This is a genomic window from Spinactinospora alkalitolerans (assembly GCF_013408795.1).
Taxonomy (GTDB): domain Bacteria; phylum Actinomycetota; class Actinomycetes; order Streptosporangiales; family Streptosporangiaceae; genus Spinactinospora; species Spinactinospora alkalitolerans.
The window spans coordinates 1,353,826-1,379,511 of record NZ_JACCCC010000001.1 but is presented as its reverse complement, the minus strand read 5'-3'; the positions used below and the strand labels follow the sequence as shown (position 1 = coordinate 1,379,511).

At 72.7% G+C, this 25,686-nt stretch carries 24 protein-coding genes; 10 read left to right on the top strand and 14 right to left on the bottom strand.

Annotated elements, in window-relative coordinates:
* Nucleotides 1-44: 44 nt before the first annotated feature.
* From HDA32_RS06210 to rimP, 3 genes are read right to left on the bottom strand one after another with little or no spacing between them, the layout of a single operon-like run.
* Nucleotides 45-299, bottom strand: coding sequence for a YlxR family protein (locus HDA32_RS06210; RefSeq protein WP_312863060.1), 255 nt, complete (start codon nucleotides 297-299; stop codon nucleotides 45-47).
* Between the two features lie 22 nt (nucleotides 300-321).
* Entirely contained in the window at nucleotides 322-1,359 is a 1,038-nt protein-coding gene (gene nusA / locus HDA32_RS06205; protein WP_246334721.1) for a transcription termination factor NusA, read from the bottom strand.
* Nucleotides 1,360-1,383: 24 nt separating this feature from the next.
* Entirely contained in the window at nucleotides 1,384-1,878 is a 495-nt protein-coding gene (rimP, locus tag HDA32_RS06200; RefSeq protein ID WP_179642290.1) for a ribosome maturation factor RimP, read from the bottom strand.
* Nucleotides 1,879-2,196: 318 nt separating this feature from the next.
* Between rimP and HDA32_RS06195 the strand changes: the two genes are divergently transcribed.
* Complete coding sequence (locus HDA32_RS06195) at nucleotides 2,197-2,721, top strand: hypothetical protein (protein ID WP_179642289.1); 525 nt, start codon at nucleotides 2,197-2,199, stop codon at nucleotides 2,719-2,721.
* Nucleotides 2,721-3,164 (top strand): ferritin-like domain-containing protein, encoded by a 444-nt coding sequence (locus tag HDA32_RS06190; protein WP_246334250.1) that lies wholly within the window; start codon nucleotides 2,721-2,723, stop codon nucleotides 3,162-3,164. The genes HDA32_RS06195 and HDA32_RS06190 overlap by 1 nt, the downstream gene beginning before the upstream one ends.
* A 29-nt stretch (nucleotides 3,165-3,193) precedes the next feature.
* On the opposite strand, the gene HDA32_RS06185 is transcribed toward HDA32_RS06190, so the two are convergent.
* Nucleotides 3,194-4,963: a proline--tRNA ligase gene (locus tag HDA32_RS06185; RefSeq protein ID WP_179646498.1), complete on the bottom strand. Its 1,770-nt coding sequence runs from the start codon at nucleotides 4,961-4,963 to the stop codon at nucleotides 3,194-3,196.
* A gap of 191 nt (nucleotides 4,964-5,154) precedes the next feature.
* On the opposite strand from HDA32_RS06185, the gene HDA32_RS06180 reads away from it, so the two are divergent.
* Nucleotides 5,155-6,000 (top strand): spermidine synthase, encoded by an 846-nt coding sequence (locus HDA32_RS06180; RefSeq protein ID WP_179642287.1) that lies wholly within the window; start codon nucleotides 5,155-5,157, stop codon nucleotides 5,998-6,000.
* Nucleotides 6,001-6,046: 46 nt separating this feature from the next.
* Here the strand turns inward: HDA32_RS06180 and HDA32_RS06175 are convergent, their stop codons facing one another.
* Nucleotides 6,047-6,727, bottom strand: coding sequence for a hypothetical protein (locus HDA32_RS06175; RefSeq protein WP_179642286.1), 681 nt, complete (start codon nucleotides 6,725-6,727; stop codon nucleotides 6,047-6,049).
* A gap of 46 nt (nucleotides 6,728-6,773) precedes the next feature.
* Nucleotides 6,774-7,460 (bottom strand): hypothetical protein, encoded by a 687-nt coding sequence (locus tag HDA32_RS06170; protein ID WP_179642285.1) that lies wholly within the window; start codon nucleotides 7,458-7,460, stop codon nucleotides 6,774-6,776.
* 348 nt (nucleotides 7,461-7,808) lie between these two features.
* On the opposite strand from HDA32_RS06170, the gene HDA32_RS06165 reads away from it, so the two are divergent.
* From HDA32_RS06165 to HDA32_RS06135, 7 genes are all read left to right on the top strand, one after another.
* Nucleotides 7,809-8,732, top strand: a complete 924-nt coding sequence (locus tag HDA32_RS06165) for a DMT family transporter (protein ID WP_312863059.1) — start codon at nucleotides 7,809-7,811, stop codon at nucleotides 8,730-8,732.
* Between the two features lie 100 nt (nucleotides 8,733-8,832).
* Nucleotides 8,833-10,014 (top strand): sensor histidine kinase, encoded by a 1,182-nt coding sequence (locus HDA32_RS06160; protein WP_179642284.1) that lies wholly within the window; start codon nucleotides 8,833-8,835, stop codon nucleotides 10,012-10,014.
* Nucleotides 10,011-10,676: a response regulator gene (locus HDA32_RS06155; RefSeq protein WP_179642283.1), complete on the top strand. Its 666-nt coding sequence runs from the start codon at nucleotides 10,011-10,013 to the stop codon at nucleotides 10,674-10,676. The genes HDA32_RS06160 and HDA32_RS06155 overlap by 4 nt, the downstream gene beginning before the upstream one ends.
* A gap of 213 nt (nucleotides 10,677-10,889) precedes the next feature.
* Nucleotides 10,890-12,131, top strand: coding sequence for a cytochrome ubiquinol oxidase subunit I (locus HDA32_RS06150; protein ID WP_179642282.1), 1,242 nt, complete (start codon nucleotides 10,890-10,892; stop codon nucleotides 12,129-12,131).
* Nucleotides 12,132-12,163: 32 nt separating this feature from the next.
* The gene (locus tag HDA32_RS06145; RefSeq protein ID WP_179642281.1) at nucleotides 12,164-13,222 is read left to right on the top strand and encodes a cytochrome d ubiquinol oxidase subunit II; all 1,059 of its coding nucleotides are present in this window, start codon (nucleotides 12,164-12,166) and stop codon (nucleotides 13,220-13,222) included.
* A gap of 682 nt (nucleotides 13,223-13,904) precedes the next feature.
* Nucleotides 13,905-14,270: a hypothetical protein gene (locus tag HDA32_RS06140; RefSeq protein WP_179642280.1), complete on the top strand. Its 366-nt coding sequence runs from the start codon at nucleotides 13,905-13,907 to the stop codon at nucleotides 14,268-14,270.
* 60 nt (nucleotides 14,271-14,330) lie between these two features.
* Nucleotides 14,331-14,978 carry a TetR/AcrR family transcriptional regulator gene (locus HDA32_RS06135; protein WP_312863058.1) on the top strand — a complete coding sequence of 216 codons (648 nt, stop codon included), beginning with the start codon at nucleotides 14,331-14,333 and terminating at the stop codon, nucleotides 14,976-14,978.
* Between the two features lie 173 nt (nucleotides 14,979-15,151).
* On the opposite strand, the gene HDA32_RS06130 is transcribed toward HDA32_RS06135, so the two are convergent.
* The 8 genes from HDA32_RS06130 to HDA32_RS06095 form a co-directional block, all read right to left on the bottom strand.
* Nucleotides 15,152-16,198 (bottom strand): FkbM family methyltransferase, encoded by a 1,047-nt coding sequence (locus HDA32_RS06130; protein WP_179642279.1) that lies wholly within the window; start codon nucleotides 16,196-16,198, stop codon nucleotides 15,152-15,154.
* A 710-nt stretch (nucleotides 16,199-16,908) separates the two neighbouring features.
* On the bottom strand, nucleotides 16,909-17,208 hold the full coding sequence (locus tag HDA32_RS06125; RefSeq protein ID WP_179642278.1) for a Dabb family protein: 300 nt from the start codon (nucleotides 17,206-17,208) through the stop codon (nucleotides 16,909-16,911).
* Between the two features lie 574 nt (nucleotides 17,209-17,782).
* A complete protein-coding gene (locus tag HDA32_RS06120) occupies nucleotides 17,783-18,052 on the bottom strand; it encodes a DUF6406 domain-containing protein (RefSeq protein WP_179642277.1) in 270 nt (89 codons plus the stop codon).
* Nucleotides 18,053-18,272: 220 nt separating this feature from the next.
* Complete coding sequence (gene bar, locus HDA32_RS06115) at nucleotides 18,273-19,382, bottom strand: barbiturase (RefSeq protein WP_179642276.1); 1,110 nt, start codon at nucleotides 19,380-19,382, stop codon at nucleotides 18,273-18,275.
* 120 nt (nucleotides 19,383-19,502) lie between these two features.
* Nucleotides 19,503-20,447: a carbamate kinase gene (locus HDA32_RS06110; protein ID WP_179642275.1), complete on the bottom strand. Its 945-nt coding sequence runs from the start codon at nucleotides 20,445-20,447 to the stop codon at nucleotides 19,503-19,505.
* 146 nt (nucleotides 20,448-20,593) lie between these two features.
* Nucleotides 20,594-21,568, bottom strand: coding sequence for an NmrA family NAD(P)-binding protein (locus HDA32_RS06105; protein WP_179642274.1), 975 nt, complete (start codon nucleotides 21,566-21,568; stop codon nucleotides 20,594-20,596).
* Nucleotides 21,565-23,439, bottom strand: a complete 1,875-nt coding sequence (locus HDA32_RS06100) for a hydantoinase B/oxoprolinase family protein (RefSeq protein WP_179642273.1) — start codon at nucleotides 23,437-23,439, stop codon at nucleotides 21,565-21,567. The genes HDA32_RS06105 and HDA32_RS06100 overlap by 4 nt, the downstream gene beginning before the upstream one ends.
* Nucleotides 23,440-23,442: 3 nt before the next feature.
* Nucleotides 23,443-25,563, bottom strand: a complete 2,121-nt coding sequence (locus tag HDA32_RS06095) for a hydantoinase/oxoprolinase family protein (protein WP_179642272.1) — start codon at nucleotides 25,561-25,563, stop codon at nucleotides 23,443-23,445.
* Nucleotides 25,564-25,686 lie beyond the last annotated feature (123 nt).

Here is a 25,686-nt window from a genome sequence, read left to right as displayed (position 1 = left end):
CAGGCGGCGCGATCATTCCAACCCTATCCGGAACTGCGACCGACTCAAACGCGCGGGGCGGCGGCGAAGTGCGCGGCGACGCGCGACGCGTCCAGTCGGCCCGTGGCCCGGAAGGCCCGGTTCCACGCCTTGCGCCGGTCGGCCGTCTCCCAACACGTCGGGTCGGGGTGCAGGTAGGCACCTCGGCCCGGCATGCGTCCGGCGGTGTCCGGCGTGATCATGTCGCCCTCGACCGCCAGCCGCAGCAGATCGGACTGGGCTGCTCTGGACCGGCACCCCACGCACGTGCGCACGGGCACCGATCGGTCAGCGCCTCCCATTCTAGCGGGCCGGCGCGTCCGCCGGGCCGGAAGGCCGGTCGTCGCCGGTCTCCACGAAGGGTTCGGCGGTCCCGGCCGACTCCGTCGGCTCGGCGTCGGACCGGATGTCGATCCGCCAGCCGGTGAGCCGGGCGGCGAGGCGGGCGTTCTGCCCCTCCTTGCCGATCGCCAGCGACTGCTGGTAGTCCGGCACCGTGACGCGGGCGACCCTGGCGACGGCGTCGAGCACCTCGACGTGGGTGACCCGCGCCGGGGACAGAGCGTTGCCCACGAACACCGCGGGGTCGTCGGAGTGGTCGACGATGTCGATCTTCTCGCCGTGCAGTTCGGCCATGACGTTGCGGACCCGGCTGCCCAGCGGACCGATGCAGGCGCCCTTGGCGTTGACCCCGGCCTTGTTGGACTTGACCGCCATCTTGGTGCGGTGCCCGGCCTCGCGCGCGATCGCCGCGATCTCGACGGTGCCGTCGGCGATCTCGGGGACCTCCAGCTGGAACAGCTTGCGGACCAGGTTGGGGTGGGTGCGCGACAGCGTCACCGACGGGCCCCGGTGCCCCTTGCGCACCTGCACGACGTAGGCGCGCAGCCGCTCGCCGTGGGTGTAGTTCTCGCCGGGCACCTGCTCCTGCGGCGGCAGGATGGCCTCGATCCTGCCCAGGTCGACCAGGACGTTGCGCGGGTCCTTGCCCTGCTGGATGATGCCGGAGACGACCTCGAACTCGCGGCCGGCGAACTCCCCGAGGGTGAGCTCGTCCTCGGCGTCGCGCAGGCGCTGCAGGATGACCTGCTTGGCCGTCGAGGTGGCGATGCGGCCGAACCCGGTGGGGGTGGCGTCGTACTCCCGGATGACGTTGCCCTCGTCATCGGACTCCTCGGCCCACACCGTGACGTGCCCGCTGGTGCGGTCCAGCTCGACCCGCGCTGAGGACTCGGTCCCCTCCTGCCGGTGGTAGGCGATCAGCAGGGCGTCCTCGATCGCCTTGACGACGAGGTCCACTGAAATGTCCTTCTCGCGCTCCAGGCTGCGCAGGACACTCATATCGATATCCACGGGGCTCCCCCTCTAGTCCGCCGCGTCGGCGCCGGGGCCGGTTTCGGCATCGCGGCGAAATTCAATCTGGACCTTGCCGCGCCCCAGGTCGGAATAGGCGTATACCCGACTCTGACCGTCGGCGTCCAGGGTGACGCCGGATTCGTCGGCCTGCGTCACGCGTCCCCGTACCTCGCCACCGCCGGCGAGCGGGGCGTGCACCAGGCGTCCCCGCGCCCGCCGCCAGTGCCGAGGTTGCGTGAGCGGTCGGTCCACGCCCGGCGAGGTCACTTCGAGCACGTAAGGGGCATTGCCCATGACATCGGAGGCGTCGAGCGTACTGGAGATCGTCTGGCTGACCTCCCCGACGGAGTCGAGGTCGACGCCGTCGTCGGAGTCGACCACGACGCGCAGCAGGCGACGCTTGCCGACCGGGGTGACCTCAACGGCCTCCAGGTCCAGCCCGGCCTCGGCCAGGACCGGTTCCAGCAACCGCGCCAGACGGTCGTGGCGAGCCTGCGCGCCCATCAGTGATCCTCCTCGGCGGTCTCCGCCCGCTCTCCGCAAGGGGCGGGGCGGTCCAGCTCTGCACAAAGTTCGTCCGCGCGTCCGGGCAGACGGCGGTTTGAACCAAGAGTATCCACAGTCGGCGCATACCCAGGCATGCTCCGGCTCCACATCGCGCGGGAGAATTCCCCGTCCCGGTCCGGCCCGCCCCGCCTGCGGCGCGCGCGAAGGGCGTGCGCGTCGTGGAAAGATGGGTCGCACACCCCATGTCCGCACGCCTTCGCGGGGCCGCCGACGCGTGCGGCGCCCTTGTCCCGCACGGCTTTCGAGGAGGCACGGTTGCGCCACGACCCGGTCAGCCGGCGCACGGTCATCGCCGGTGCGATCGCGGGCCTGGCCGCGGTCGGCTTGAGCGGTTGCCAGGGCGCGCGGTGGTACCCCAGCGAGATCTCACCGGACGAGTACCTGCTTCGCGGCGCGATCGCCGAGAAGGAGCGGATCGTCGCCCGGTACCGGGCGACGATCTCCGCCGGTCGGGGACCGGTCGAACTGCTGGAGCGGCTCGTGGGCGACCACGAGCGCCATCTCGGCGCGCTGCGCGACCGGCTGCCGGAGCGCGAGGAGGAGCCCCGGGGCGGCGCCACCGGCGCGCCCGAGGCCGGCGGCGCACCCGAGACCGCGCCGGAGCCCGACGCTCCGGTGCCGGTCCCGGCGCTGCGGGTGGCCGAGGAGGCCGCGGCGGCGTCCCGCGCCCGCCAGATGACCGAGGTCGCCGACTCCGGCCTGGCTCAGCTCTTCGCCAGCGTCGGCGCCTGCGAGGCCGGCCACGCCCACCTGCTCTCGACCGAGACCCCGGAGGCATGATGAGCGCCACGACCGGCCCCGAGGGGTTCGACCACATCGAGGCGCTGCAGAACGCGCTGCGCGCGGAGCACGCGGCCGTCTACGGCTACGGGTTCGTCGGCGCGAACTCCGGCGACGCGGCGCGGAAGCGGGCCTACGAGCACCTCGACGCGCACCGCGGCCAGCGCGACACCCTGCGCGCGGAGCTCCTCGAACGCGACGCCGATCCGGCGGCCGGGGAGCGCGCCTACGAGCTGCCCGCCGAGGACGGGCCGGACGCGCTCGCGCAGTTCGCCGCCGGGCTGGAGCGGACGGCCGCCCAGGCCTACCTGGAGCTGGCCGCCGCCGGCGATCCCGAACTGCGCGACCTCGCCGGGCGCTCCCTGAAGTCGACGACCGTGCGCTCGCTGGCATGGGGCGCCGACCTGATGCCCTTCCCAGGCTTCCCGGGAGGGGAGTTGTAGCGGCCCCTCCGGGGCGGGCCGCCGCCCCGTCAGGCGTCCTTGACGATCGCGGCGACCTTCTCCACCACGGTGTCCACGGGGATCTCCTCGCGCTCGCCGCCGGCGCGGTCGCGCAGCTCCACGACGCCGGACGCCAGGCCCTTGCCGACGATGACGCCGGTGGGGACGCCCAGCAGTTCGGCGTCGGTGAACTTCACGCCAGGCGAGACGCCCTTGCGGTCGTCGACGATGACGCGCACGCCCCTGGCCGCCAGCTCCTCGGCGATGCGCAGCGCGACCTCGATCTGCTCACCCTTGCCGGTGCCGACCACGTGCACGTCGGCCGGGGCGACCTCGCGCGGCCACACGACGCCCTTGTCGTCGTGGGACTGCTCGACGATCGCGGCGACCACCCGGGAGACGCCGATGCCGTAGGAGCCCATGGTGACACGCTTGGGCTTGCCGTCGGGGCCGAGCGCGTCGAACCCGAAGGTGTCGGTGTACTTGCGGCCGAGCTGGAAGACGTGGCCGATCTCGATGCCGCGCGCGGTGTAGAGGGTGCCGCGGCCGTCGGGTGAGGGGTCGCCGTCGCGCACCTCGGCGGCCTCGATGGTGCCGTCGGGGGTGAAGTCGCGGCCGCACACCAGGTCCACCACGTGGTGGTCGGGCCGGTCGGCGCCGGTCACCCAGGCCGTGCCCTCGACGACGCGCGGGTCGACCAGGTAGCGCAGCTTGTTGTCCAGCAGCGCCCTCGGCCCGACGTAGCCCTTGACCAGGAACGGGTTGGCGGCGAAGTCCGCCTCCTCCAGCAGCTCGACCTCGGCCGGCTCCAGTGAGGCCTCCAGCCGCTTCATGTCGACCTCGCGGTCACCGGGCACGCCGATGCCGAGGACCTCCCACTCGGTCTCCCCCGGGCGGCGGATCTTGACCAGCACGTTCTTCAGCGTGTCGGCGGCGGTGAAGGTCCGGGGCCGCTCGTCGGCGCCGCGCAGGCCGGCGCCGTTGAGGAAGTCCACCAGGGTCTCGATGGTGGGGGTGTCGGGCGTGTGGTGCACCTGCGCCTCGGGCCGCCCCTCGACGGGCCGCGCCGGGGGGACCGGCGTGCGCACGGCCTCGACGTTGGCGGCGTAGTCGGAGCCGGTGCTGCGGACGAAGGTGTCCTCGCCGGTGTCCGCCTCGGCGAGGAACTCCTCGGAGGCCGAACCCCCCATGGCGCCGGAGGTCGCCGCGACGACGACGTAGTTCAGGCCGAGCCGGTCGAAGATCCTGATGTAGGCGTCGCGGTGCAGCTCGTAGGAGCGCTGCAGGCCCTCGTCGTCGATGTCGAAGGAGTAGGCGTCCTTCATGTGGAACTCGCGGCCGCGCAGGATGCCGGCCCTGGGCCGGGCCTCGTCGCGGAACTTCTCCTGGATCTGGTACAGGATGACCGGGAAGTCCTTGTAGGAGGAGTACTCGCCCTTGACCAGGAGCGTGAACAGCTCCTCGTGGGTGGGGCCGAGCAGGTAGTCGGCGCCCTTGCGGTCGACGATGCGGAAGAGGCTGTCGCCGTACTCGGTCCAGCGGCCGGTGGCCTCGTAGTACTCGCGGGGCAGCAGGGCGGGCAGCAGCACCTCCTGACCGCCGATGCGGTTCATCTCCTCGCGCACCACGTTCGCCACGTTCTCCAGGACGATCTTGCCGAGCGGCAGCCAGGAGTAGACGCCGGGCGCGGCGCGGCGCACGTAGCCGCCGCGGGCGAGCAGCTTGTGGCTCGGCACCTCAGCGTCCGCCGGGTCCTCGCGCAGGGTGCGCAGGAACAGGGTCGACATCCGCAGCAGCACGGCCACTCCTCGAACAGACACGGGAAAAGAAAAGAGAGGAGTTCCAGGCTAGCGGTCCGGCGTACCGCTCGCAGCCGCGCGCCGGATCGGCGCCGCGCGAGCGCGGTCCCCGCCACGGCGGCCGGGTCCCGGTTCGTCTACCGTGTGTGCGGGCCGACCGGCCCGAGGGACGGAGTCGACGGGTGGGGATCATGGGCGAACGCGGCGCCGGGACCGGGGGCGGACCGGAGCGGCCGGCCGTGGAACTGCTGCGCGACGCCGACCGCCCCGAGTCGTGGATGCTCGTGGTGGACGGCACCCCGCAGTCCCATGTGGACCTCTCCGACCCCACCTACCTGGACTTCGAGTACATGCGGCGCTTCGGGCACGTGGTGGACCTGCTGGCGCCCGAGCGCGCGCCCATCGACGCGTTCCACCTCGGTTCGGGCGCGCTCACCCTGGCCCGCTACATCGCCGCCACGCGGCCCGGGTCCCGGCAGCGCGCGGTCGACATCGACGCCGGCCTCATCGAGCGCGTCCGCCGCGACCTCCCCTGGGACCGGCGCGCCGACATCCGCGTGGGCACCGGCGACGCCCGCGCCTGGCTGGGCGAGCGACGCGCCGACGCCACCGACCTGGTGGTGGCGGACGTGTTCTCCGGCGCGCGCACGCCCGGGCACCTGACGTCGGTGGAGTTCGTCACCGAGGTCGCACGGGTGCTGCGGCCCCACGGGGTCTACGCGGCCAACGTCGGCGACGGCAAGCGGCTGCGGCACGTGCGCGCGCAGGCCGCCACCGTCGGCGCGGTGTTCGGCCAGTTGGCGCTCGTCGCCGAGCCGGCGGTGCTGCGGGGGCGCAGGTTCGGCAACCTGGTGCTGGTCGCGGCCAACCGCGCGCTGCCCGTCGACGAGCTGGCCCGCCGCGCCCACCGCGACCCCGACATGGCCCGTGTGCTGACCGACGCCGAACTGCGGAGGTTCACCGCGGGCGCGACCCCCGTCTACGACACGACCGCCCAGGACTCCCCCGCGCCTCCGGAGGACACCTTCGCGGGTTAACGGTTCAACGGTGCTCTTCGCCGCGCCCCTCTCCGCCTCCGCGGCCCTAGTCCGGCAGCTCGTCCTTCATCCGCTGGAACTCCGGGCTCTCGATGAGGTGGATGCCGCTCTTGCCGTCCACCTGTTCGCTGTCCATGGCGTCCATCGCGCTCAGCCGGCCGCCGCGCCACCACAGCAGATGGTCGGTCACGGCCCGGTCCTCGCTGCTGAAACGCTTGTACACCAGCCACATCATCGGCAGGATCCGCAGGGAGCGCTTGCTCAGCAGCGGCGCGAACAGGATGGAGTTGACGCCGGGCAGCATGGCCACGGCCCCGAAGGGCGCGGGGCCGGGCAGCACGTCGCCCAAGCGCATGATGTGCGCCGACCCCGCCCAGTCCTTGCCGTAGAGCGTGTAGAGGGGCACGTCGGCGGTCGACTCGTTCGGGGTGACCTCGACGGGCTCGTAGGCCATGTTCTGCAGCGCGGCGAACCAGATGTCCTGCTTGCCCACGCCCCACGCGTGGGCGTGGTCCTGGCCGAGGAAGACCGCCTCGGTGCGGCTCTGCTTCACACACAGCGCGGCCGTGCAGCGGGAGCTGACCGAATAGGCCAGTGGGCGCTGCCCCATCATGTACGGGTCGTCGACGACCATCAGCCTCAGGTGCGGCGCGACGGCGGGGAACGGGTCCCGCATCAGTTGCGCGTGGACGTGGTCGGCCTGGCCGTGGTGGACGTTGTAGCTCATGAGGACGGGATTCCTTGTCGGGGTCCGGGAGAGGTGCTCGGGGGCGTCAGTCCGGGAGTTCGTGGTCGAGGAGGAAGCGGAACTCCTGGGACTTCTTGATCTGCACGGCGCCGTCGGGGCCCGGCCGGGTGGACATGCCGCTGACCCTGCCGCCGCGCCACAGGATGAGCTGGTCGCTGACCGGCCCCTCGGGCGGGACCATGCTCTGGTGGTGCCGGTGGAGTGCTGCGAGGACCGGGCCGGAGCGCTTGCTGCGCAGCACCGCGTAGAGCAGGGTGTTCGGGTTGGGCAGCATGACCACGGCGCCGAAGGGCGCGGGTTCGCGCATGACCTCGACCAGCCGCATCATGTGCGCCGACCCCGGCCAGGTGACGCCGTGCACGGCGTGCACCACGGTGTCGCCGGCGGCCTGGAGCGCCTGCGGCTCGTACCGGTCGTAGGCCATGTTGCCCAGCGCGGTGAACCACAGGTCCTGCTTGCTCACCCCCCAGGCCTGCGCGTGCCGCTTCTCCATGATCGCCGACTCGTACGTCGCGGGGTGCAGCCGGTAGCCCACCATCGCGGTGAGGTAGGGGTTGATCGAGTAGGCGAGCTGGTCGGGGCCCAGCATGGTGGGCTCGCCGGTGAGCAGCACCCGCAGGAACGGGGCCGCGATGTGGAAGGGCTCGCCCAGGAGCCGCGCGTGGACGTCGTGCTGCGGTCCGTTGTGCGGCCCGTGATAAGGGGGGTTCATCGTGAGTCCGGTGCTCCTTGCCGACGACTGACTGCGCTCCGCGGACCGCCGCGGGCCGGGGACCGGCCCGGGGACCGCGCGGCGGCGAGCGCGCAGTCTCAGACGCAGCCGTCCGCGGCGGCGTTCCCGCCGATCACCGCGCGAGCCGGCCCGCATCCCGCCGTGACCGCCCCGTGGGCTAGAGTCGACCCATGGCTCATCAGACCCGGCGCTTCGTCACGCCCCCGCCCGTCGCCTCCTAGGGGCGCCCTGACCGCGCCGCCGCACGGCCGCGCGGCCGTGACGACCGCGTCACCGTGACGCCCCGCGCCGACGCCTCTCTTCCCTCGTCGACGTTGGAGCACGTCCGTGTCCGATTCAGCCATGACCTCCCTCTCCCGCGCCCGCGCCACGCGGCGCGGCTTCGCACTGCTCGTCACCGCCGGACTGCTGTGGGGGACCGGCGGCATCGCCGGCGCCCTGCTGCAGTCCGGCACCGGGCTGGGCCCGTTCGCCGTCGCGACCTACCGGCTGCTGCTCGGCGGCCTGCTGATCACGGCCCTCCTCCTCGCCTCCGGCCGGCTGCGCCGGTTGGAGTGGTCGGGCGCCCTGGTGCGCCGACTGGTGCTCAACGGCGTGCTGCACGCCGCGTTCCAGAGCCTGTACTTCGGTTCGCTGGCGCTGATCCCGGTCGGGCTGGCCACGCTGGTCAAGATCGGCAGCGTGCCGGTGTTCGTCGCGATCGGCATCTGCGCGGCCGCGCGGCGCGCGCCCGGCCCCCGGCTCGCGGTGTCGGTGCTGCTCGCCGTGGCCGGCCTCGTCCTGCTGGCCGGCCATCCCGGCGTCGACGCGCCCGGGTGGCGGACGGCGGCCGGGCTCGGCTGCGCACTGGCGGCCGGGCTGGTCTTCTCGGTGATGACGCTGGTCAACCGTAGAGCGGTCGCCGGGCTGGACCCGCTGTGCAACGTCGGGCTGGGGTGCCTGCTCGGCGGGGTGCTGCTGGCGCCGGCCGGACTGTCCGCGGGGATGGCGCCGCCCGCGGACCCGGCGGGCCTGGCCCTGCTGGCCTTCCTCGGCCTGGTGCCGACCGCGTTGGCCTACCTCGCCTACTTCGGCGGTCTGGGCACGGCCTCGGACACGGCGACCGCCGTGGCCACCATCGCCGAGCCGCTGACCGCCGCGCTGCTGTCGATGGCGCTGCTCGGCGAGGAGATGACGGCGTGGGGCGCCGTGGGGGCCGCGCTGCTCGTCTCGGCGATGGCCGCCGAGTACGTGGGGCCGCGCCGCCGGTGACCCGATGCGGTGGCACTACTCCCTGCGGGGTAGTGCCACCGCGCCCGCCGACTCCCGGAGGGGGACGCGGCCGGGCGCCCGTGCGCGTACCGTCGAAGCGATGAACGGGCTCCTGGAACGGATCGGACGGATCCGGCGCGACGACGTCGCCGTCGCGCTCGCCGTGGGCGCCATCGCCTTCAGCAGCAGCTACTACGCCGAATTGGACCGCGACGTAACGTCCTACGGCAACCCGCTGGCGCCGTGGGGGCTGGTGGTCCTGGCCCTGGCGGTCGTGCCACTGCTGTGGCGCAGTTCGCACCCGATCCTCGTGGGCCTGGTCTCCTGCACCGCGACGACGGCCTACTACCCCCTCAACTTCTCCGACGGATTCGTCATCGTCGCCGGGGCGATCGCGCTGTACACCGTGGTCGAGCAGGGATACCGCGTGCGGGGCTGGCTGCTCGGCCTGGCGCAGTTCCTGATCATCCAGATCTGGGAGGCGCTGGCCTTGGGTGTGCCCCGGCCGGAGTACGCGCTGGGCATGTTCTCGTGGGTACTCGTCATCCTCATCTTCGGCGAGGTGATGCGCAAGCGCCGCGAGTACCGGGACGTGCTGCGCGAGCGGGCCGAGGAGGCCGAGCGGACCCGCGAGGAGGAGGTGCGCCGGCGCGCCTCCGACGAGCGGCTGCGGCTGGCCCGCGAGGTGCACGACGTCGTCGCGCACAACATCTCGCTGATCAACGTGCAGGCCGGTAGCGCGCTGTACCTGATCGACTCCGAGCCGGGGCGCGCGGCCGAGGCGCTGGCCACGATCAAGCAGACCAGCAAGGAGACGCTGCGGGAGCTGCGCGCGACGCTGGGCGTGCTGCGCTCCGTCGACGAGAGCGCTCCGCGCTCGCCGGCCCCGGGGCTGTCCCGGCTGGCGGAGCTGGTCGAGCGGACCCGGTCGGCGGGGGTCGAGGTCACGGTCCGCTCCGTCGGCGAGCCGCGCCGACTGGCCACCGGCACCGACTCCGCCGCCTACCGGATCGTCCAGGAGTCGCTGACGAACGCGGTCCGGCACGCAGAGCCGACGGCCGTGACCGTCGAGCTGGGCTACGAGCCGAAGGGGATGTCGATCGTGGTCGGGGACAATGGCCGTGGCGCACCGGAGGACCTGGCTCCGGGCAACGGCATCACCGGCATGCGGGAGCGGGCCGCGGCGCTCGGCGGCGACCTGCGGGCCGCGGCGGGCCGCGACGGCGGTTTCACCGTCTCGGCCTGGCTGCCGGAGTGTGCGGAGAGAACGGAAGAGGCGTGATCCGGGTACTGCTGGCCGACGACCAGGCCCTGGTGCGGGCGGGTTTCCGCGCGCTGCTCAACAGCACGCCCGACATCGGCGTGGTCGCCGAGGCCGGCGACGGAGCCGAGGCGGTCCGGTTGACGAGGACCGAGCGGCCCGACGTCGTCCTGATGGACATCAGGATGCCCGGCGTGGACGGCCTGGTCGCCACCGAGCAGATCCTCACCGACCCGCGGCTGGGTGAGACCCGCGTGGTCATCCTGACGACCTTCGACCTGGACGACTACATCTTCGACGCGCTGCGAATGGGCGCCAGCGGCTTCCTGGTCAAGGACACCGAGCCCGAGGACCTGCTGCAGGGGGTGCGTGTGGTGGCCAGGGGCGACGCTCTGCTGTCGCCCAACGTCACCCGGCGGCTGATCGCCGACTACGCCGGCCGGCCGCGCCGTCCCGAGCCGTCGGCCCGGCTGGACGAGCTCACCGACCGCGAGCGCGAGATCGTGGCCCTGGTCGGCGCCGGACTGTCCAACGACGAGATCGCCGACCGCCTGGTGCTCAGCCCCGCGACGGCGAAGACCCATGTCAGCCGCGCGATGATCAAGCTCAGGGTGCGCGACCGCGCCCAGCTCGTCGTGCTGGCCTACGAGACGGGGCTGGTCAGGCCGGGCTGGACGGACTGATCGGCGCTCCGCTCGGTGGGGCGGGGCACCGGGCCCTTCGGGGTCGGTCAGGGACGGGTCGGGGTCCTCCCCTACGCCTGAGGGTGTAGCGGCTCGGAGCGCGCACTCCGCACGGGGTAGCCCAGGAGCCTCCGAGCGGGCGATGCGGCGCGAGACGGCCGGGCGCGACCATCGAGGAGCCGCTTTCCCGACGACTCCTTGAGGAGCCCCTCAGTGCTCGACGATCCCGTCCAGTGGGCGCGCCTGCAGTTCGCGTTGACCGCGGGCACGCACTACCTGTTCGTCGCCTTCACCCTGGGAATGGCGCCGTTCATCCTCGGCGCCCAGCTCGGCGCCACCCTGCGGCGCGACGCGGCCCGGATGCGCGCCGTGCGGTTCTGGGGCGGCCTCTACCTGGTCAACTACGGCATGGGCGTGCTGTCGGGCCTGGTGATGGAGCTGCAGTTGGCGACGAACTGGAGCGGGCTGAACGACATGTTCGGCAACGTCTTCAGCGCCCCGCTGGCCGTGGAGACGATGGCCGCGTTCTTCGTCGAGTCGACGTTCCTGGGCCTGTGGATCTTCGGTTGGGACCGGATGAACCGGTGGGCGCACCTGGGCGTCTTCGCGGTCGTCACGCTGACCGCCTACTCCTCGGCCTTCTGGGTGCTGGTCTCCAACGGCTTCCTGAAGAACCCGGTCGGCTTCGAGGTCCGCGCCGGCGCCGCCGTGCTCACCGACGCCACAGCGCTGATGACCAACCCCGCGGCGCTCCTGGCGTTCGGGCACATCGTCTCCAGCGCCCTGCTGGTGGGCGGGCTGGTGACGGCCGCGGTGAGCGCCTACCACCTGAGCCGCGGCAACGACCCCGACGGGATGTTCCGGCGCGGGATCCAGCGCGGCCTCCTCGTCACCGCCCTGGGGGTCATGCCCACACCGGCGTTCGGCGGCATGCAGTACGGGCTCTTCGGCAAGGTCCCGCCGACCAGCGGGGACACGCTCAGCGCCGCCGAGATCGAACGGATCGAGGCGGCCGGGGTCGGCTCGGTGCAGACGATCGGGGAGGTCGGGCACGTGTCCATGGTGATGTCGTGGATGGGCATCGGCGCCCTGGTCGGCGCCGGCCTGCTGGTGTGGCTGGTCCGCCGGCTGGACCGGTGGCGCTGGTTCCACTGGATCCTGGTGTTCTCGCCGTTCCTGCCGTTCATCGCCAGCATCGGCGGGTGGGTCTACCGGGAGACCGGCCGCCAGCCCTGGGTGGTCACCCACCATCTGACCACGGCCGACGCGCTCACCGACATGACATCGGGGATGGCGGTGCTGTCGTTCTCCCTGTTCACCGGGGCCTTCGCGATTCTGGCGACGGTGACCTGCGGGCTGCTGGTCCGCTACGCGCGGCGCGGCCCCGAGGGCGGCCCCCTCGCTCCCGCCGCCGAGCCCGAGACCGAGTCGGCCACGCCCGTCCACACGTTCTAGAACCTCAGGCCCCGCGCACTTAGGAGAGTTCCGTGGAATCCCTCGCTGTTGTCTTCCTCGCCGGCCTGGTGGTGGGCTACTTCGTGCTCGCAGGCTGCGACATCGGGCTGGGCATGCTGATGCCCTACCTCGCGCGCGGCTCCGCCGAGCGGCGCCGGGTGGCGTCGGCCATCGCCCCCTACTTCCTCGGCACGGAGGTGTGGCTGGTCGCGGCCGTCGGGGTGGTCGCGGCCGCCTTCCCCGAACTCAAGAGCGCCGTGGTCGTGCAGCAGTGGCCGGTGTTCGTCGCGCTGCTCGCCGGATGGCTGTGGCGCGACGCCGGGCTGTGGTTCCGGGCGCGGGTGGACGCCCGCCGATGGCACGGGTTCTGGGACGCCGCCGTCGTCGCCGGCAGTTGGACCCTCGCCCTGTGCTGGGGGCTGGTGCTGGCCGCGCTGCTCGGCGGCACCGCGTTCAGCGTGTTCGGGGTGGTCTGCGCGATCGCGGTGGCGCTGCTGTTCGCGCTGCGCGGGGCCGCGTTCGGCGCCGAGCGGCTGGTTCCCGCGGACGAGAGCGCGGTGGTGCCGCCGCATCCGCTCCCCACCGCACGGGCGGCGGCCGCGGTCGCCCCTGGGAGCGCCGCGGCCCCCGTGGCGGCCGCCGCGTCCCCCGCTGCACCGGTCGCGGTCTCCGCGTCCGCCGCCGATCCGGCGGAGTCCGCCGATGTCGCGGCCCAGGCGACCCGCGTGCTGGCGCGCGCGGCCCTGGGCGCGGTGGTCCTGGCGATCGGGGCCGCGGTGCTGTCCGGCGGCACCGCGGTCGGGCGCCCGTTGTCGGCGGTCGTGGTGCTGACCGTCCTGGTCACGGCGCTCGCCTCGACCTCGGGCCTGTCCGGCCCCCGCTGGTCGCGGCATACCTCGGCGCTGGCCATGGCGGTTCCACCGCTGCTCGTCGCCTCGGCCGTTGAACTGCCCGGACTCGAATCGGAGCCGGCGACACTGGCCCTGGTGGGGGCCGGCGTGGCACCGCTCCTTCCGGTCATGGTCATCGGGCAGATCTGGCTGTACCGAATACTGCGGCGGCCGGCCGTCGCGTCCGGTTTCTTCGCCTGATCGAGCTTTGACCGCTGCGTCCGCGGGACGAGGCGGGTCTTCCCTGGCCCGGACCTGCTGTATCGCCGACGCTGCACGCACTGCGACAGCCGGTCCCTGTACGAACCCGATCGCCGAACACCGGTGAGGCGCCTGGTGCGCGCGCCCGCGGTCAGCCGAATCCGGCGCCGCGGGCCTTTTTCCGATACCGGCCGGGGGGATTGCCGATCTTGGGAACCGGGAAACCCTCTCTACGGAGCACGACGACGGTGCTCCCCCATGCGGTGCAGCGAAGCACGCGCATGCCGTGCCGGTCCTCGGCTCCGAGGAGGGACCATGCCCCAGTCCAGTCCGACTCCCCCGGCTCCCGGCGGATGCAACTGCGGTCCCGGCTGCGGTTGCGGCTGCCAGAGCGGCGGCTCCTGCAACTGCGGGGGGAACTGCGGATAGCGACCTGTTCCAGGCTCGCACGAGCGGCGGCGAATACCCCTTTCCGCCCGCCCCGCACGGGTTGTCCCAGACCCCCGGGACAACCCGTGCGCTCTTTCGTCCCCGGTGTCACCGATGCCCGGTCCGCGGCGCGGACTCCCCGGCGCGCCCCGCCGCTTTCCCCGCACAGCAGTGCAACAATCTGTAACACTAGCTTCACTCTTAGTAACATCGGGGTGAGGTCGGACGCCGTTCCGACCGGGGGGAATTCACAATGCCCATCGACGTTTCCGTTTCCGCTCCAGGGCGGCTGGACGACCACGAACGACTGCGGCTCTACATCGAAGGGGTGCGCGAGCGGGCCGCCAAGGCCGTCTCCTGGGGACCGGAGACCGTCGGCATCCCCGCGCAGCCGGCCGAGAACGCCCTGCTGCGCATCAACGACGTCGCGTTCTACGCCAACGCCCGCAGCGAGATCATCGCGTTCGCCGACACCTGCCTGAACCTGCTGTCCCTGCACCGTCCGCGCGACGGCGGCGGCGTCTCCAGCGGGCCGGCGCCGATGACGCAGCGGTGCCGCTGCTGCATGCTGCGCTGGCCCTGCCCGACGGTCACGGAGATGGCCGGCCTGCTCAAGTAGCGACAGGCCGAACGTCCGCTGTCCGACGGGCCGGGCGGAGGCGGCGCCCATAATGGGGGCGTGGACACCGAGAACGACGGCGCCCCGCGCGGGCGGGGCCGTCGGCACGGCGCGGCCCCGCCCGCCTCGGAGCGGCGCGACGCCCTGGTGCGCCTCGCGGCCGGCCTCTTCGCCGAGCAGGGGTTCCAGGCGACCACGGTCCGCCAGATCGCCGACCAGGCCGGGATCCTCTCCGGCAGCCTGTACCACCATTTCGACTCCAAGGAGTCGATCGTCGACGAGATCCTCTCGTCCTTCCTGGACGACCTGCTGCGCGACCACCGCGCGGCGGTCGCCGACGGCGGCGACCCGCGGAGGCTGCTGACCGAGCTCATCGCGGTGGCCCACGCCTGCCTGGAGCCGCACCGCGCCGCGATCACCGTGCTGCAGAACGACCGGTGCTACCTCCGGCGCCTCTCACGCTTCGATTATCTGGACCGGGCGGAGCGGGAGGTCCGGCGCATCTGGACCGGCGTGCTCAGGGACGGCCAGGACAGGGGCGCCTTCCGCTCCGACCTCGACCCCGGGCTCACCTACCGGACGGCCCGCGACGCCATCTGGGCGACGGCGCGCTGGTACCGCCCCGACGGCCCCCTGGACACCGGCGACCTCGCCCGGCACTTCACGAGGGTCCTCTTCGACGGCATCGTCCCGGAACAGCACACCTAGATCGTTGCCGGGGTCGGAAAGCTGTAGTCGCAATCCTCCATTCACCCCTGGTGACCCGGGAAGGCTGCCGTCAGCGCGTCGCCGGACGCTGCAGGCCCGACAACAGCCCCACCCGGGCCCGCAAAGGCCGAGCAGGGCCTGGAAACCGTCCCCGCCTTTCTCCCATCAACGACTTAGGCCATCGGGATGCCCAGCCCCTCCAGTTCGGCGGGCTCGCGGGTGGTGAAGAACCAGTCCCGGAACCGCTCGTGCGGCACGATCGGGCCGGCCGGGGCGAGCGCGCGCTCCCCCACCAGGTGGAACCGGTAGCCGTGCGGCTCCAGCAGTTCGCGCAGCCGTTCGCCGTCGGCCCCCGGCAGCACCTCGCAGAGGACGTCGGGCCGGTGGGCGGCGAGGAATCCCTGGCCGTGCTCGAAGACCGAGGCCTCGGTCCCCTCGACGTCGACCTTCAGCAGCACGCGCCCGCCGACCGGCGTCCGGTCGGTGAAGGAGTCCAGTGCCACGACGCCGATGGGCACGCCGTCGCGGAACCTCAGTTCGCTGGAGTAGAAGCAGGGCAGCGCGGAGTCGCCGGAGCGGACCGGCATGCCGATCGTGACGGCGGGGTCGCCGACGCCCACGTGGTGCAGGGTCGTGCGGTGCAGCACCCGGTTGCGCACGCAGTTGTCGAACAGGGCGTGGTAGACCTCCGGGACGATCTCGAAGGCGTGCGCGCGGAGCTCGCTGTTGACCGCGGTGCCGACCAGCGTGAACAGCCCCGTGTAGGCGCCGATGTCCAGCATCGTCGCCGCAGGGCGCGCCGCGGCGGCGAACAGCCGGACCGCGAAGTCGTCGGCGGGCTGCGGACGGCGCCCGCCGCCCCAGTACAGCTCCTTGGCCACCACGCAGCGCGACGGCCGCAGCATGACGTACTCGGCCCCGTCGACCCGGCCCACGACCTCGGGGACCGAGACCGGCGCCGGCAGCCGACCGGTCCCACGCAGCCGCGGCGCTGCCAGCCCGACCGCCCCGCGCATCGCGAGGTTGGGCAGCCGCCAGCCGAGCACCCGCTTGACGTGCTTCTTGGTCCCGTACCAACTGCGCCGCCGGCCCACCGGGCCCGAGCGGTAGTCGTCCTGCCGGTCGTCCCCGGGTGCGGGCGGCACCGCCGCGGACCGCTCGGCGCCGGCCCCCGGGGCCCGCGTCCAATCCGCACCGGTCCCGGTCGTCTGCTGGCCCATGTCCGCTCCCCGTGGCGCGCCGTTGCCGTGGACAGGCCCAGGCTAGTACTTCGGCCGCCGCAGGTCACGAAAGTGGCCGCGGAGCCGCCGCGGTGTCAGGGGACGTCAGCGAAAAGGTCGGGGGACGTCGCCCGCCGGAGACGGGGCGCGATCCGTCTCCGGCAGGCGACGCGTTCGTGCCCGTTGTCCGGCGCGCTCCGCGACCCAGGGGAGCCGCGGAGCGCCCCGCCGGACCCGGGGCTCTGCAAGGGAACCTAATACTGAAACCCGTTCTAGCGCAAGACCGGGTCCGCACCCCGCGCCGGAAACTTCGGGTCCGCCTCGGATCCCCCTGAGAACATAAGTATTTACCGGAAACGGCAAAGGCGCCCGAGCCGTCTCCGGCACCGGGCGCCCGATAAATGAGAACAGGATCTATTGAGGCTTGCAGAAGTCGAGCGGGCCTTTTAGGTGCAGGGACGGTTCTGCGGGAGGTCGCCGGGAGAGTGCGGCCCTCTTGGCGCGTCCTTCACCGGTGAGCCCGGCGTGGGGCCGCGCCTCCCGGCCGAAGCGGTGGCGCGGGTTCGCGCACACCTTTGCCGTCTGCTTCGGCGGCGGGGCGCGGCCCACCGGCGGCGATAAAGCATCCCGCCCGAGGAAAGGGGCCGCGCTCCCGCCGCAGCCTCCCCGCCATCCCACCCCGCGCGACTTCCGCAAACCTCAGTAGAACACTAGTCCGCGATGTTGAACTGCACCGCCGCGCGGTCGGCGAGCATCGGCCTGATGACGGCCAGCACCGCCTGGTGCTCGGGGTGGTCGCGGTAGGCGATGAAGTCCGACTCCCCCGCCACGTCCGCGCTGACCGCGAAGTCGTAGTTGCCCGAACCGATCCTCAGATCTGCGCCGAAGGCGTACGCCTTGAGCTGCGGGATCAGTCCCGGCAGTTTGGTCAGCCTCTCCTCGACCGCCTCGACCTGCTCGGGCGTGGTGCCCTCGATCCAGCGGAACAGCGCGATATGCCGAATGCCCATGCGAAGAACCTAACCCACACGGGGACACGCCCCGCCCGCACCCACCGGTCGCGCGACGCGGCCGGTGACACGGCCCCAGGGACGGGGGACAGCCCCTGGGACCGGTCGCGGCGCTCCGGCCGACCGCGGGAAGGGGCCGGTGCGGGCGCCGGGTCCGGCGCAGCGGGAGCGCGGAACAGCCTCCGACCAGCATCGAAGGTAGCGGCGGGAAGGTCTCGGCGGGAACGTGTTCCACGTAACCGAAGCGTCTCGATTCGCAGGGTCAGCGCAGCGCTCCGCTGCGTTCTGCGCACGCGGGACCGCCGCCCAGGAGACCGGGGCGCGTTCGGCCACACCGGGTCGGGCGGCCTGGCCGACCTCGACCCAGGAGATCGGCCAGGCCCGCCCCAGGAGGGACGGCGCGCGGGTGGACGATTTCCGTCTACGGGCCTTCGGCCACGCGAGAGGATCGCCCAGTCATCGCGGATCCCTCCTTGGGCTGAGGCTTCACGGCCCCCGATGGCCGAGGTTGAAACTCAAGGCCAAGATCGGCGGGCGGGAGCGCGGCGGGACAGCATCCGCGTCCGGCGCCGGATCAGCCGACCCGGACCGCCAGCAGGTAGGCCTTGGGGGACTCGGCGTCGACGATGTCGGTGATCCGCCAGGTCTGCCCGCCCACGGCGAAGGTGTCGCCGATGCGCACGTCGATCATGACCTCGGGCTGCCAGTCCGGCGGGCCCCCGATCTTGGCCACGGGTCTTCCCTGCTCGTCCAGCCAGAACCGGCCCCCTCCGACCGGGCCGCCTTCGAACCGGTCGTTCCGGCCGTAGGTGATCTTCTCCTGTGCGCCGAGTTCATGGGCCACGTCGGACTCTTTCCCTGCCGTATGAGCCGAGCCTCGGTCGTGGCAATGCCGGGGCATTACCGGACCATTGTTTTCAAACGCGGATTCCCGAACCCTATCGGGCCCCAGGGCAATTGCATACCGGAGAACATCCCTGGAATTGCGGGTTTCGGCGCAGGTGGCCCGGGGCATGGCGCGGCCCCCGGCGACCGGGTCGCCGGGGGCCGCGGAGCGGTCGGACTCAGGCGCCGAGGTCCACCACGGCCGCCACCGGGCCGCCGCCGGAGGGCCCCTGGTGCACGGCCGCCACCGAGACGAACACCGCCGGGTCGCCGGTGACCGCGGCGGTCACCCCGCCCACGGTCGCCTTGATCTGGCGGTGCCAGTGCACGTCGGAGTCGTCCAGCATGATGTTGCGGCGTCCGCGCACCCGGCCGGTCGGGTCGGCCTCGCACTTGAGGAACACGTTGACCAGCGCGTCGCCCAGGTCGTCGGGGTGCGGCCGTTCGGGCAGGTCCAGGCCTGCCGAGCGGATGGCCGTCCAGATCCCGTCGGAGTCCAGGGCGTCGCGCATGACGCCGTGGCCGATCCTGAAGCGCCCGCCGACGCCGCGGGCGTTGCCGACCACCACGATCTGGGCCCGGTCCAGCTCCACGCCCGAGGAGCAGGAGGCCACCGAGGAGTACAGCGACAGGTCGGAGTGGATCTGCTCGGCCTTGGGCTCCTCGATCTCCCCGAGCGCGGTGGCGATGCCCAGCGCGGTCGTGGAGTTGGAGACGTCCATGGACTTCAGGGTGTCCTCGGTGAAGACGTCGTGGCCCCGGGACTTGGCGTCGTTGATCGTCTCCAGCACCAGCAGCGGCGTCTTGGTCTGCACGTAGTGGACGTCGGCGGGGTCGGTGATCCCGGCGATCTCCATGGCCTTGCGCACGCCGTCGGCGACCTTGCGCACCATCTCGGGCCGGCCGATGTCCTCGGGCAGGATGGCCTCGCTCATGGCGACGCCGGCCGTGACGCGCGGCTCGTCGTCGGGCGCGTAGCGGCCCTCGGGGGCGTGGGCGAAGATCGTGGCGTGCGGCGAGATGACGCCGTCGGTGCCGCCGGACCACACCAGCGGCACCTCCTTGGCCTCGGCGTCGCTGCGGCTGCCCTTGGCCACCAGCACCTCGCGGAACGCCCGGTCGGCCAGGATGCGGGTGTAGTCGTTGACCCCGCCGTTGCCTTCGGTCTTGCCGATCACGGCGAGCACGTCGTCGGCGGCGAACACGCCGTCGTCGATCAGCCTGGCGAGCCCTGAGGCGTCCGTGACGCTTTCGATCGCTACCTTGTGGACCTCAATCGGCCTGGGCACCTGCGGCCCCCTCTCTTCGTCGGTCGTCTTCTTCTGCATCGGTCTCGGACACCGGGCACCCGTCGCCGCCGCCCGGCCGCACCGCTCCCTCGTTGCGGCGGCCGGTCCCGGCCGCCGGTCTCACGGCTCGACGACGGTCCCCGCCGCGCCGGCCAGCCCGGACTCCAGCCGGTCCAGCGCGGTGATGACCGCCCGTTCGCCCCCCGCCGCCACGAACCGCAGCGCGGCCTGCACCTTCGGCCCCATGCTGCCACCGCCGAAATGCCCGGCGGCGGCGTACTCGCCCAGCTCGGCGGCGCTGATCCGGCCGATGGGCCGGGCGGCCGGCGTGCCGAAGTCCAGGACCGCGTTGGGCACGTCGGTGGCGATGACCAGGGTCGAGGCGCGCACGGTGCGGGCCAGCAGCGCGGCCGTGCGGTCCTTGTCCAGCACCGCCTCGATCCCGCGCACCGCGCCCGAGGGGTCGCGCACGACCGGGATCCCGCCGCCGCCGGCCGCAACGGGCACCACGCCCGCGTCCAGCAGCGCGCCGATCGCCGGGGCGTCGAGGATCTCGCGGGGCTCCGGGGAGGGCACCACGCGCCGCCAGCCGCGGGCGCCGAGGTCGACCCAGTTCTGCCCGAGCTCGATGAGGCGCTCGGCCTCGCCGCGGTCGAGGTATCGGCCGATGGGCTTGCTGGGGCTGGCGAAGGCGGGGTCGGCCGCGTCGACCAGGGTGCGGGTGACCAGCGCGGCCGCCGAGCGCCGCAGTCCGCGGCGGTGCAGCGCCGCCTCCAGCGCGCCGACCATGGTGAACCCGATGGTGCCCTGCGTCTGCGCGCCGCACCAGTCCAGCGGCACCGGCGGCACGACGTGCGCGGCGAGTTCGTTCTTCACCAGCAGGTTGCCGACCTGCGGTCCGTTGCCGTGGGTGAGCACGACCTCGGTGCCGGCCTCGATGAGGTCGGCGACGTGCTCCATGGCGCCCTCGATGGCCTTGCGCTGGTCATCGGGGCGGGCGCTGCCGTCGGGGGTGGTCATGGCGTTGCCGCCGAGAGCGACGAGAACGCGGCGCTGTGCGGGCATCGGTCTCCTCTTGCGCTGGCCGTCCCGCTCGGGACGTAGTGCCGACTGTAGAGAACCGACCCCGCTCCAGCGCGGGCGAGAACTGCCCAAGAAGTCGGCCATGGCTGTCACATGTAGACATACGCACGCGTCCGACCCACCGTCCTTCAGTGGAGGCGGCGCTGCTCCACGAGGACGGGGCGCAGTTCGCGGCGCAGGCATTCGCGCAGGTCTGTGGCCGGTCGGCGGAGGAGGTGGCGCAGCATCCGGCCGTTGCCGCGCAGGCCGTGCACGTCGTAGTGGTCGAACATGGCCGACAGGCCGGCGACCGCGTGCTCGGGCAGGCCCGAGCGGCGCGCCCCCTCGCGCCACTCGTCGAGCGGCACGGCGACCGGGCGCACCGGGCGGTGCAGGGCGTCACCCAGCGCCGAGGCGTAGTGCCGGACCGAGACGTTGGCCGGGCCGGCCAGCTCGTAGACGGCGTGGGAGTGGTCGTCGTCGCCGCCCCGGTCGTCCAGGGACGCCAGTCCGACCCTGGCCGACCCGCGCACCTGGTCGGCGGTCACCGGCCGGCGCGGCTCCGTCAGGCATCGCGCCGCCACCGCCGCGACGTCCCACAGGTCCACCATGGCGAACTCCACGTCGATGGAGTAGGGCACCCGCAGCTCGCCCGTCTCCTGGACCTCGGCCAGGCCGCCCAGCAGATTCTGCACGTAGGGCCCCGGCTGCAGCACGGTGACGTCCAGGCCGGACCGGAACAGCGCCTCCTCCACCCGCAGTTTGGCCCAGTGGTGCGGCATCGCCTCGATCTGCGGGCGCAGCACCGAGTGGTGCACCACCCGCCACACCCCGGCGGCCCGGGCGGCGGAGACCAGCACCTCCCCCATCTCCACCTCGTCCGGGCTCATGTTCGGGGCGATGTGGTAGATCGCGGCGGCGCCGTCGGCGGCGTCCTTGAGGACGCGCCGGTCGCGCATGTCGCCGACGGCGACCTCGTCCGCGCCGCACGCGCGGACGGCGTCCTCGTGGCCGGGCCGGTGGACCAGGGCGCGTGTGGGCACGCCGGCGTGGGCGAGCGCGGTGACGACGGTGCGTCCGGTCTTGCCCGCGGCCCCGGTCACGAGGACGCACGGTTGCCTCACAGTCGATCCACCTCCGCGTGCTGCGCACCCCCGGACAGGACCGCGTACCCCGGGCCCCGGTCGAAGAAGGGGGCGTCGGAGGGCCGCTCGGCGCGCAGCCTCGCGCGCAGCCGCTCGGTCTCGGCGTGGTCGGCCAGGGGTGCGTCGGCCGGTCCGCTGACCACCACACCGTAGTCCGAAAGGGCCGCCTCGCGGGAGACTTTGCCCCAGGCGACGTCCCGGACGACCGATTCGACGGCGCGGTCCAGGGGATCGCCCCATCCTCCGCCGCCCGTGGTGCGGATCCGGATGACCTCGCCGGCCCGCACCGGCTCGTCGTCGGCCAGCCCCTCCATCTCCCGCTCGTCGGGGCCGCCCGGGTCGATGGTGACCTGGAAGGGGCGGCCGGCCCGGCCGCCCTTGACCCCCCAGCACGACAGGATGGAGCGGTCGGCGATGGACATGAACGAGGCGTCGCGCAGCATCCGGATGTGCTTCTCGTAGCCCAGGCCGCCCCGGTACCGCCCCGCCCCGCCGGAGTCGACGGCCAGGCCGAGGCGCTCCACGACGAACGGGAACCGCGACTCGGTGAACTCGGTGGGCAGGTTGCGCGAGTCGGGCACGACGTGGATGGTGTCCTCGCCGTCGGCGTAGTGCCGGCCCCCGGACCCGCCGCCGAGCACCTCGCGCATGAGGTAGGGGTTGCCGTCGGCGTCGGTGCCGTGGACGCCGGTGTAGCGGATGGTCTCCTGGTCCGCGGGCATCCTGCCGTCCACCGCCTTGGCCAGGACCCCGGCCAGCACGCCCAGCAGCCGCAGGATCACGAAGGTGCGGGCGTTGGTCGGCGCGGGGAAGACCGGGGTGAGCAGCGTGCCCTTGGGCGGGAAGCGCATCTCGATGAGCGGGACCACGCCCTCGTTGACGTCGAGTTCGGCCATGCGCTCGGGCGTGTCGGCGAGGTTGCGCAGGATGGGGGCCAGCCACTTCTTCAGGAAGTTGCCGTCGGCGTAGTCCCCGCAGTGGTTGATCGGCCCCTTGGCCTGCGGCGAGGTCCCGGTGAAGTCGATGATCACCCGGTCGGGGACCTTGGTCAGCGTGATCCGCTGGGTGTGCAGGCGGGGCTCGTCGACGCCGTCGTGCTCGGCGTAGTCCTCCCAGACGTAGGTGCCGTCGGGGATCTTGGCCAGGATCTCGCGCCGATAGGTCTCTGTGGTCGCGTCGAGGAGCGCGTCGAAGCAGTCCTCGACGGTCGCGCGCCCGTAGCGGTCGAACAGCTCCCCGAGCCGGCGCGCGCCCATCAGGCAGGCCGAGCACTCGGCGTCGAGGTCGGCGGCCAGGGAGTCGGGCATGCGGGAGTTGCGGGTCATGATGCGCAGCGCCGCCTCGTTGGGCCTGCCCCGGTCCCACAGCCGGATCGGCGGGACCATGAGGCCCTCCTGGTAGACGGAGGTGGCGCCCGAGGGCATCGAACCGGGGCAGGCGCCGCCGATGTCGTCGTGGTGGCCGAACGCCTGGACGAACGCCACCACCTCGGGGCCGTCCCCGCTGTCGTGGAACACGGGGACCGTGACGCACAGGTCGGGCAGGTGGCCGATGCCGCCCTCGGACTCGTAGACGTCGTTGTGGAAGAACACGTCCCCCGGCCGCATGGTCTCCAGCGGAAAGTCCCGGGCCACCGGGTGGACCAGGGCGGAGTAGGAGCGCCCGGTGAGCTTGCGCAGCCTGCGGTCGTGGATGCCGGCGCGGAAGTCGTGGGCGTCGCGGATCATCGGCGAGCGGGAGGTCCGCGCGATCGCGGTCTCCACCTCCTTCTCCACCGAGGCGAGCGTGCCCTCGACGATCTCCAGGACGACGGGGTCGACGGCCTTGGGGCCGGTCGTGGCGGTGGTCATGGGTCAGCGCTCCCGTGCGGTGCCGGTGGTGACGACGATGTTGCCGGAACGGTCGATCCGCGCGGCGAAGCCCGGATGGATCGGGACGGTGGAGCCGAACTCCTCGATGACGGCGGGGCCGGTGATCCGGTCGCCCGGCGCCAGGTCCCGGCGCCGGTAGACCGGGGTGGTGCGGTGGCCGGCCGGGATCCCCGCGTCGTCGAAGTAGACCTCGCGCTCCCCCGCCAGGGCGCGGGAGGCGTCGCCGTCGCGCGCGGTCGGCTCCTGCGGGAGCGGGCTGCGGATCGGGCCGACGCCGGAGACCCGCAGGTTCACCCACTCCACCTGCTGGTTCGGGTCGTCGCGGAAGTCGTAGCCGTAGAGCCGAAGGTGGGCGTCGTGGAACGCCCCGGCGACACGCTCGGCGAGGTCGGCGTCGACCGGGCCGTCCGGCACCGGGACCCGCACCTCGTAGGCCTGACCGAAGTAGCGCAGGTCGGCGGTGCGGTCGTAGCGGTGCTCGGCCCTGGCGAAGCCCTCGCTGTCCAGCGCCTCGGCCGCGCGTCCGGCGAGGGCGGCGTAGATCCCGGCGAGGCGGTCCAGGTCGAGGTCGGCGTGTCTGGCCACGGCCGTCTGCACGTAGTCGTTCTTGACGTCCACGGTGAGCAGTCCGAACGCCGAGACGTTTCCGGGGTCGCGGGGCACGATGACGCCGGCGAGGCCGAGGATGTCGATCAGCCGGCACAGCAGCAGCGAGCCGGAGCCGCCGAACGTCGCCATGTGGAAGTCGCGCACGTCCAGCCCGCGCTGGACGGTGATCTGGCGCAGCGCGTTGGCCTGGTTCCACGCCGAGATCTCCAGGATGCCGGTCGCCGCCTGCTCCGGGCCGAGGCTGAGCTGGTCGGCGACCTTGGTGATCCCCTCGCGGGCCGCGGCGACGTCGAGCGGAATCTCCCCGCCCAGCAGGTGCGGCGGGATCCGGCCGAGCATGGCGTGGGCGTCGGTGATGGTGGGCTCGGTCCCGCCGTTGCCGTAGCAGATCGGTCCGGGGTCGGCGCCGGCCGATCTCGGGCCGACCTTGAGCGTGCCCTCGGGGGAGATCCAGGCGACGGAGCCGCCGCCCGCGCCGACGGTCACGATGTCGATCATGGGGATCTTCGAGGGGAAGCGCCCGATGCTGCCCTCGGTGGTGAGGCTGGGCTCGCCGTCGACGACCACGGAGACGTCGGTGGAGGTGCCGCCGCCGTCCAGGGTGAGCACCCGGTCGAACCCGGCGTGCCGGGCGATGAACGCGGCTCCCAGCGCACCGGCGGCCGGCCCGGAGAGCACGGTCGTGATGGGCTGGTGCACGACCTCCTCGGCCGAGAGCACGCCGCCGTTGGACTTCATGATGTGGAAGGGCAGCCTGCGGCCGTCGCCGGCGGTACCGGACGCGTCGATGCGGTCCCGGATGCCGCTGACGTAGCGGGCCACGCGGGGTTTGACCGCGGCGTCGACCAGGGTGGTCATGGAGCGCTCGTACTCGCGGTACTCGCGCAGGACCTCGGAGCTGATGGAGACGACGGCGCCGGGGTGCTCGGCGCGCAGGATGTCGCGGACGCGGCGCTCGTGGCCGGGGTCGGCGTAGGAGTGCAGCAGGCAGACGCCGATCGTGTCGACGCCCTGATCGCGGAACCAGCGGGCCGCTTCGGCGGCCTGCTGCTCGTCCAGCGGCCGGATCTCGGCGCCGGTGTGGTCCAGCCGGCCGCCGACCGTGCGTACCAGGTCCACGGGGACGATGCGGTCGGGCTTGACCCAGAAGTAGGAGTTGCCGTAGCCGTCGGGCACCGCCTGCCGGGCGATCTCCAGGACGAACTCGTAGCCCTCGGTGGTGATGAAGCCGAGGCGGTCGATCCGGTCCTCCAGCAGCTGGTTGGTCGCCACCGTGGTTCCGTGCGAGATGGAGCCGATCTCCACCGCGCCGCCGAGCAGGCCGACGACCTTGGTGACGCCGTCCATGAAGCCGTCGGCCGGGTCGGCGGGGGTGGAGGGCGTCTTGGTGGTGACGAGCTCCCCGGTGTCCTCGTCCAGGGCGACGACGTCGGTGAACGTGCCTCCGGTGTCGATTCCGATCCGGACCCGCCGTGCGGACCGTTGTCCCGTCATCAGCGCAGCTCCTCCGTGCGGTGCGTGGTGTGGCTGCTACGGATTCAACTGCGCTCCGGCCGGTGATTAATCGGCAAGATCTGCCAAGGGTTTCGGCAAGGATTGGGCACCTCCCGGCCGCCC

What these genes read in the sequence shown, in the direction of transcription:
- nusA (WP_246334721.1), bottom strand. Translation starts at nt 1,359, where the DNA reads ATGAGTGTCCTGCGCAGCCTGGAGCGCGAGAAGGACATTTCAGTGGAC.
- rimP (WP_179642290.1), bottom strand. Translation starts at nt 1,878, where the DNA reads ATGGGCGCGCAGGCTCGCCACGACCGTCTGGCGCGGTTGCTGGAACCG.
- HDA32_RS06190 (WP_246334250.1), top strand. Translation starts at nt 2,721, where the DNA reads ATGAGCGCCACGACCGGCCCCGAGGGGTTCGACCACATCGAGGCGCTG.
- HDA32_RS06180 (WP_179642287.1), top strand. Translation starts at nt 5,155, where the DNA reads ATGGGCGAACGCGGCGCCGGGACCGGGGGCGGACCGGAGCGGCCGGCC.
- HDA32_RS06175 (WP_179642286.1), bottom strand. Translation starts at nt 6,727, where the DNA reads ATGAGCTACAACGTCCACCACGGCCAGGCCGACCACGTCCACGCGCAA.
- HDA32_RS06170 (WP_179642285.1), bottom strand. Translation starts at nt 7,460, where the DNA reads ATGAACCCCCCTTATCACGGGCCGCACAACGGACCGCAGCACGACGTC.
- HDA32_RS06160 (WP_179642284.1), top strand. Translation starts at nt 8,833, where the DNA reads ATGAACGGGCTCCTGGAACGGATCGGACGGATCCGGCGCGACGACGTC.
- HDA32_RS06140 (WP_179642280.1), top strand. Translation starts at nt 13,905, where the DNA reads ATGCCCATCGACGTTTCCGTTTCCGCTCCAGGGCGGCTGGACGACCAC.
- HDA32_RS06130 (WP_179642279.1), bottom strand. Translation starts at nt 16,198, where the DNA reads ATGGGCCAGCAGACGACCGGGACCGGTGCGGATTGGACGCGGGCCCCG.
- HDA32_RS06125 (WP_179642278.1), bottom strand. Translation starts at nt 17,208, where the DNA reads ATGGGCATTCGGCATATCGCGCTGTTCCGCTGGATCGAGGGCACCACG.
- HDA32_RS06110 (WP_179642275.1), bottom strand. Translation starts at nt 20,447, where the DNA reads ATGCCCGCACAGCGCCGCGTTCTCGTCGCTCTCGGCGGCAACGCCATG.
- HDA32_RS06100 (WP_179642273.1), bottom strand. Translation starts at nt 23,439, where the DNA reads ATGACCACCGCCACGACCGGCCCCAAGGCCGTCGACCCCGTCGTCCTG.
- HDA32_RS06095 (WP_179642272.1), bottom strand. Translation starts at nt 25,563, where the DNA reads ATGACGGGACAACGGTCCGCACGGCGGGTCCGGATCGGAATCGACACC.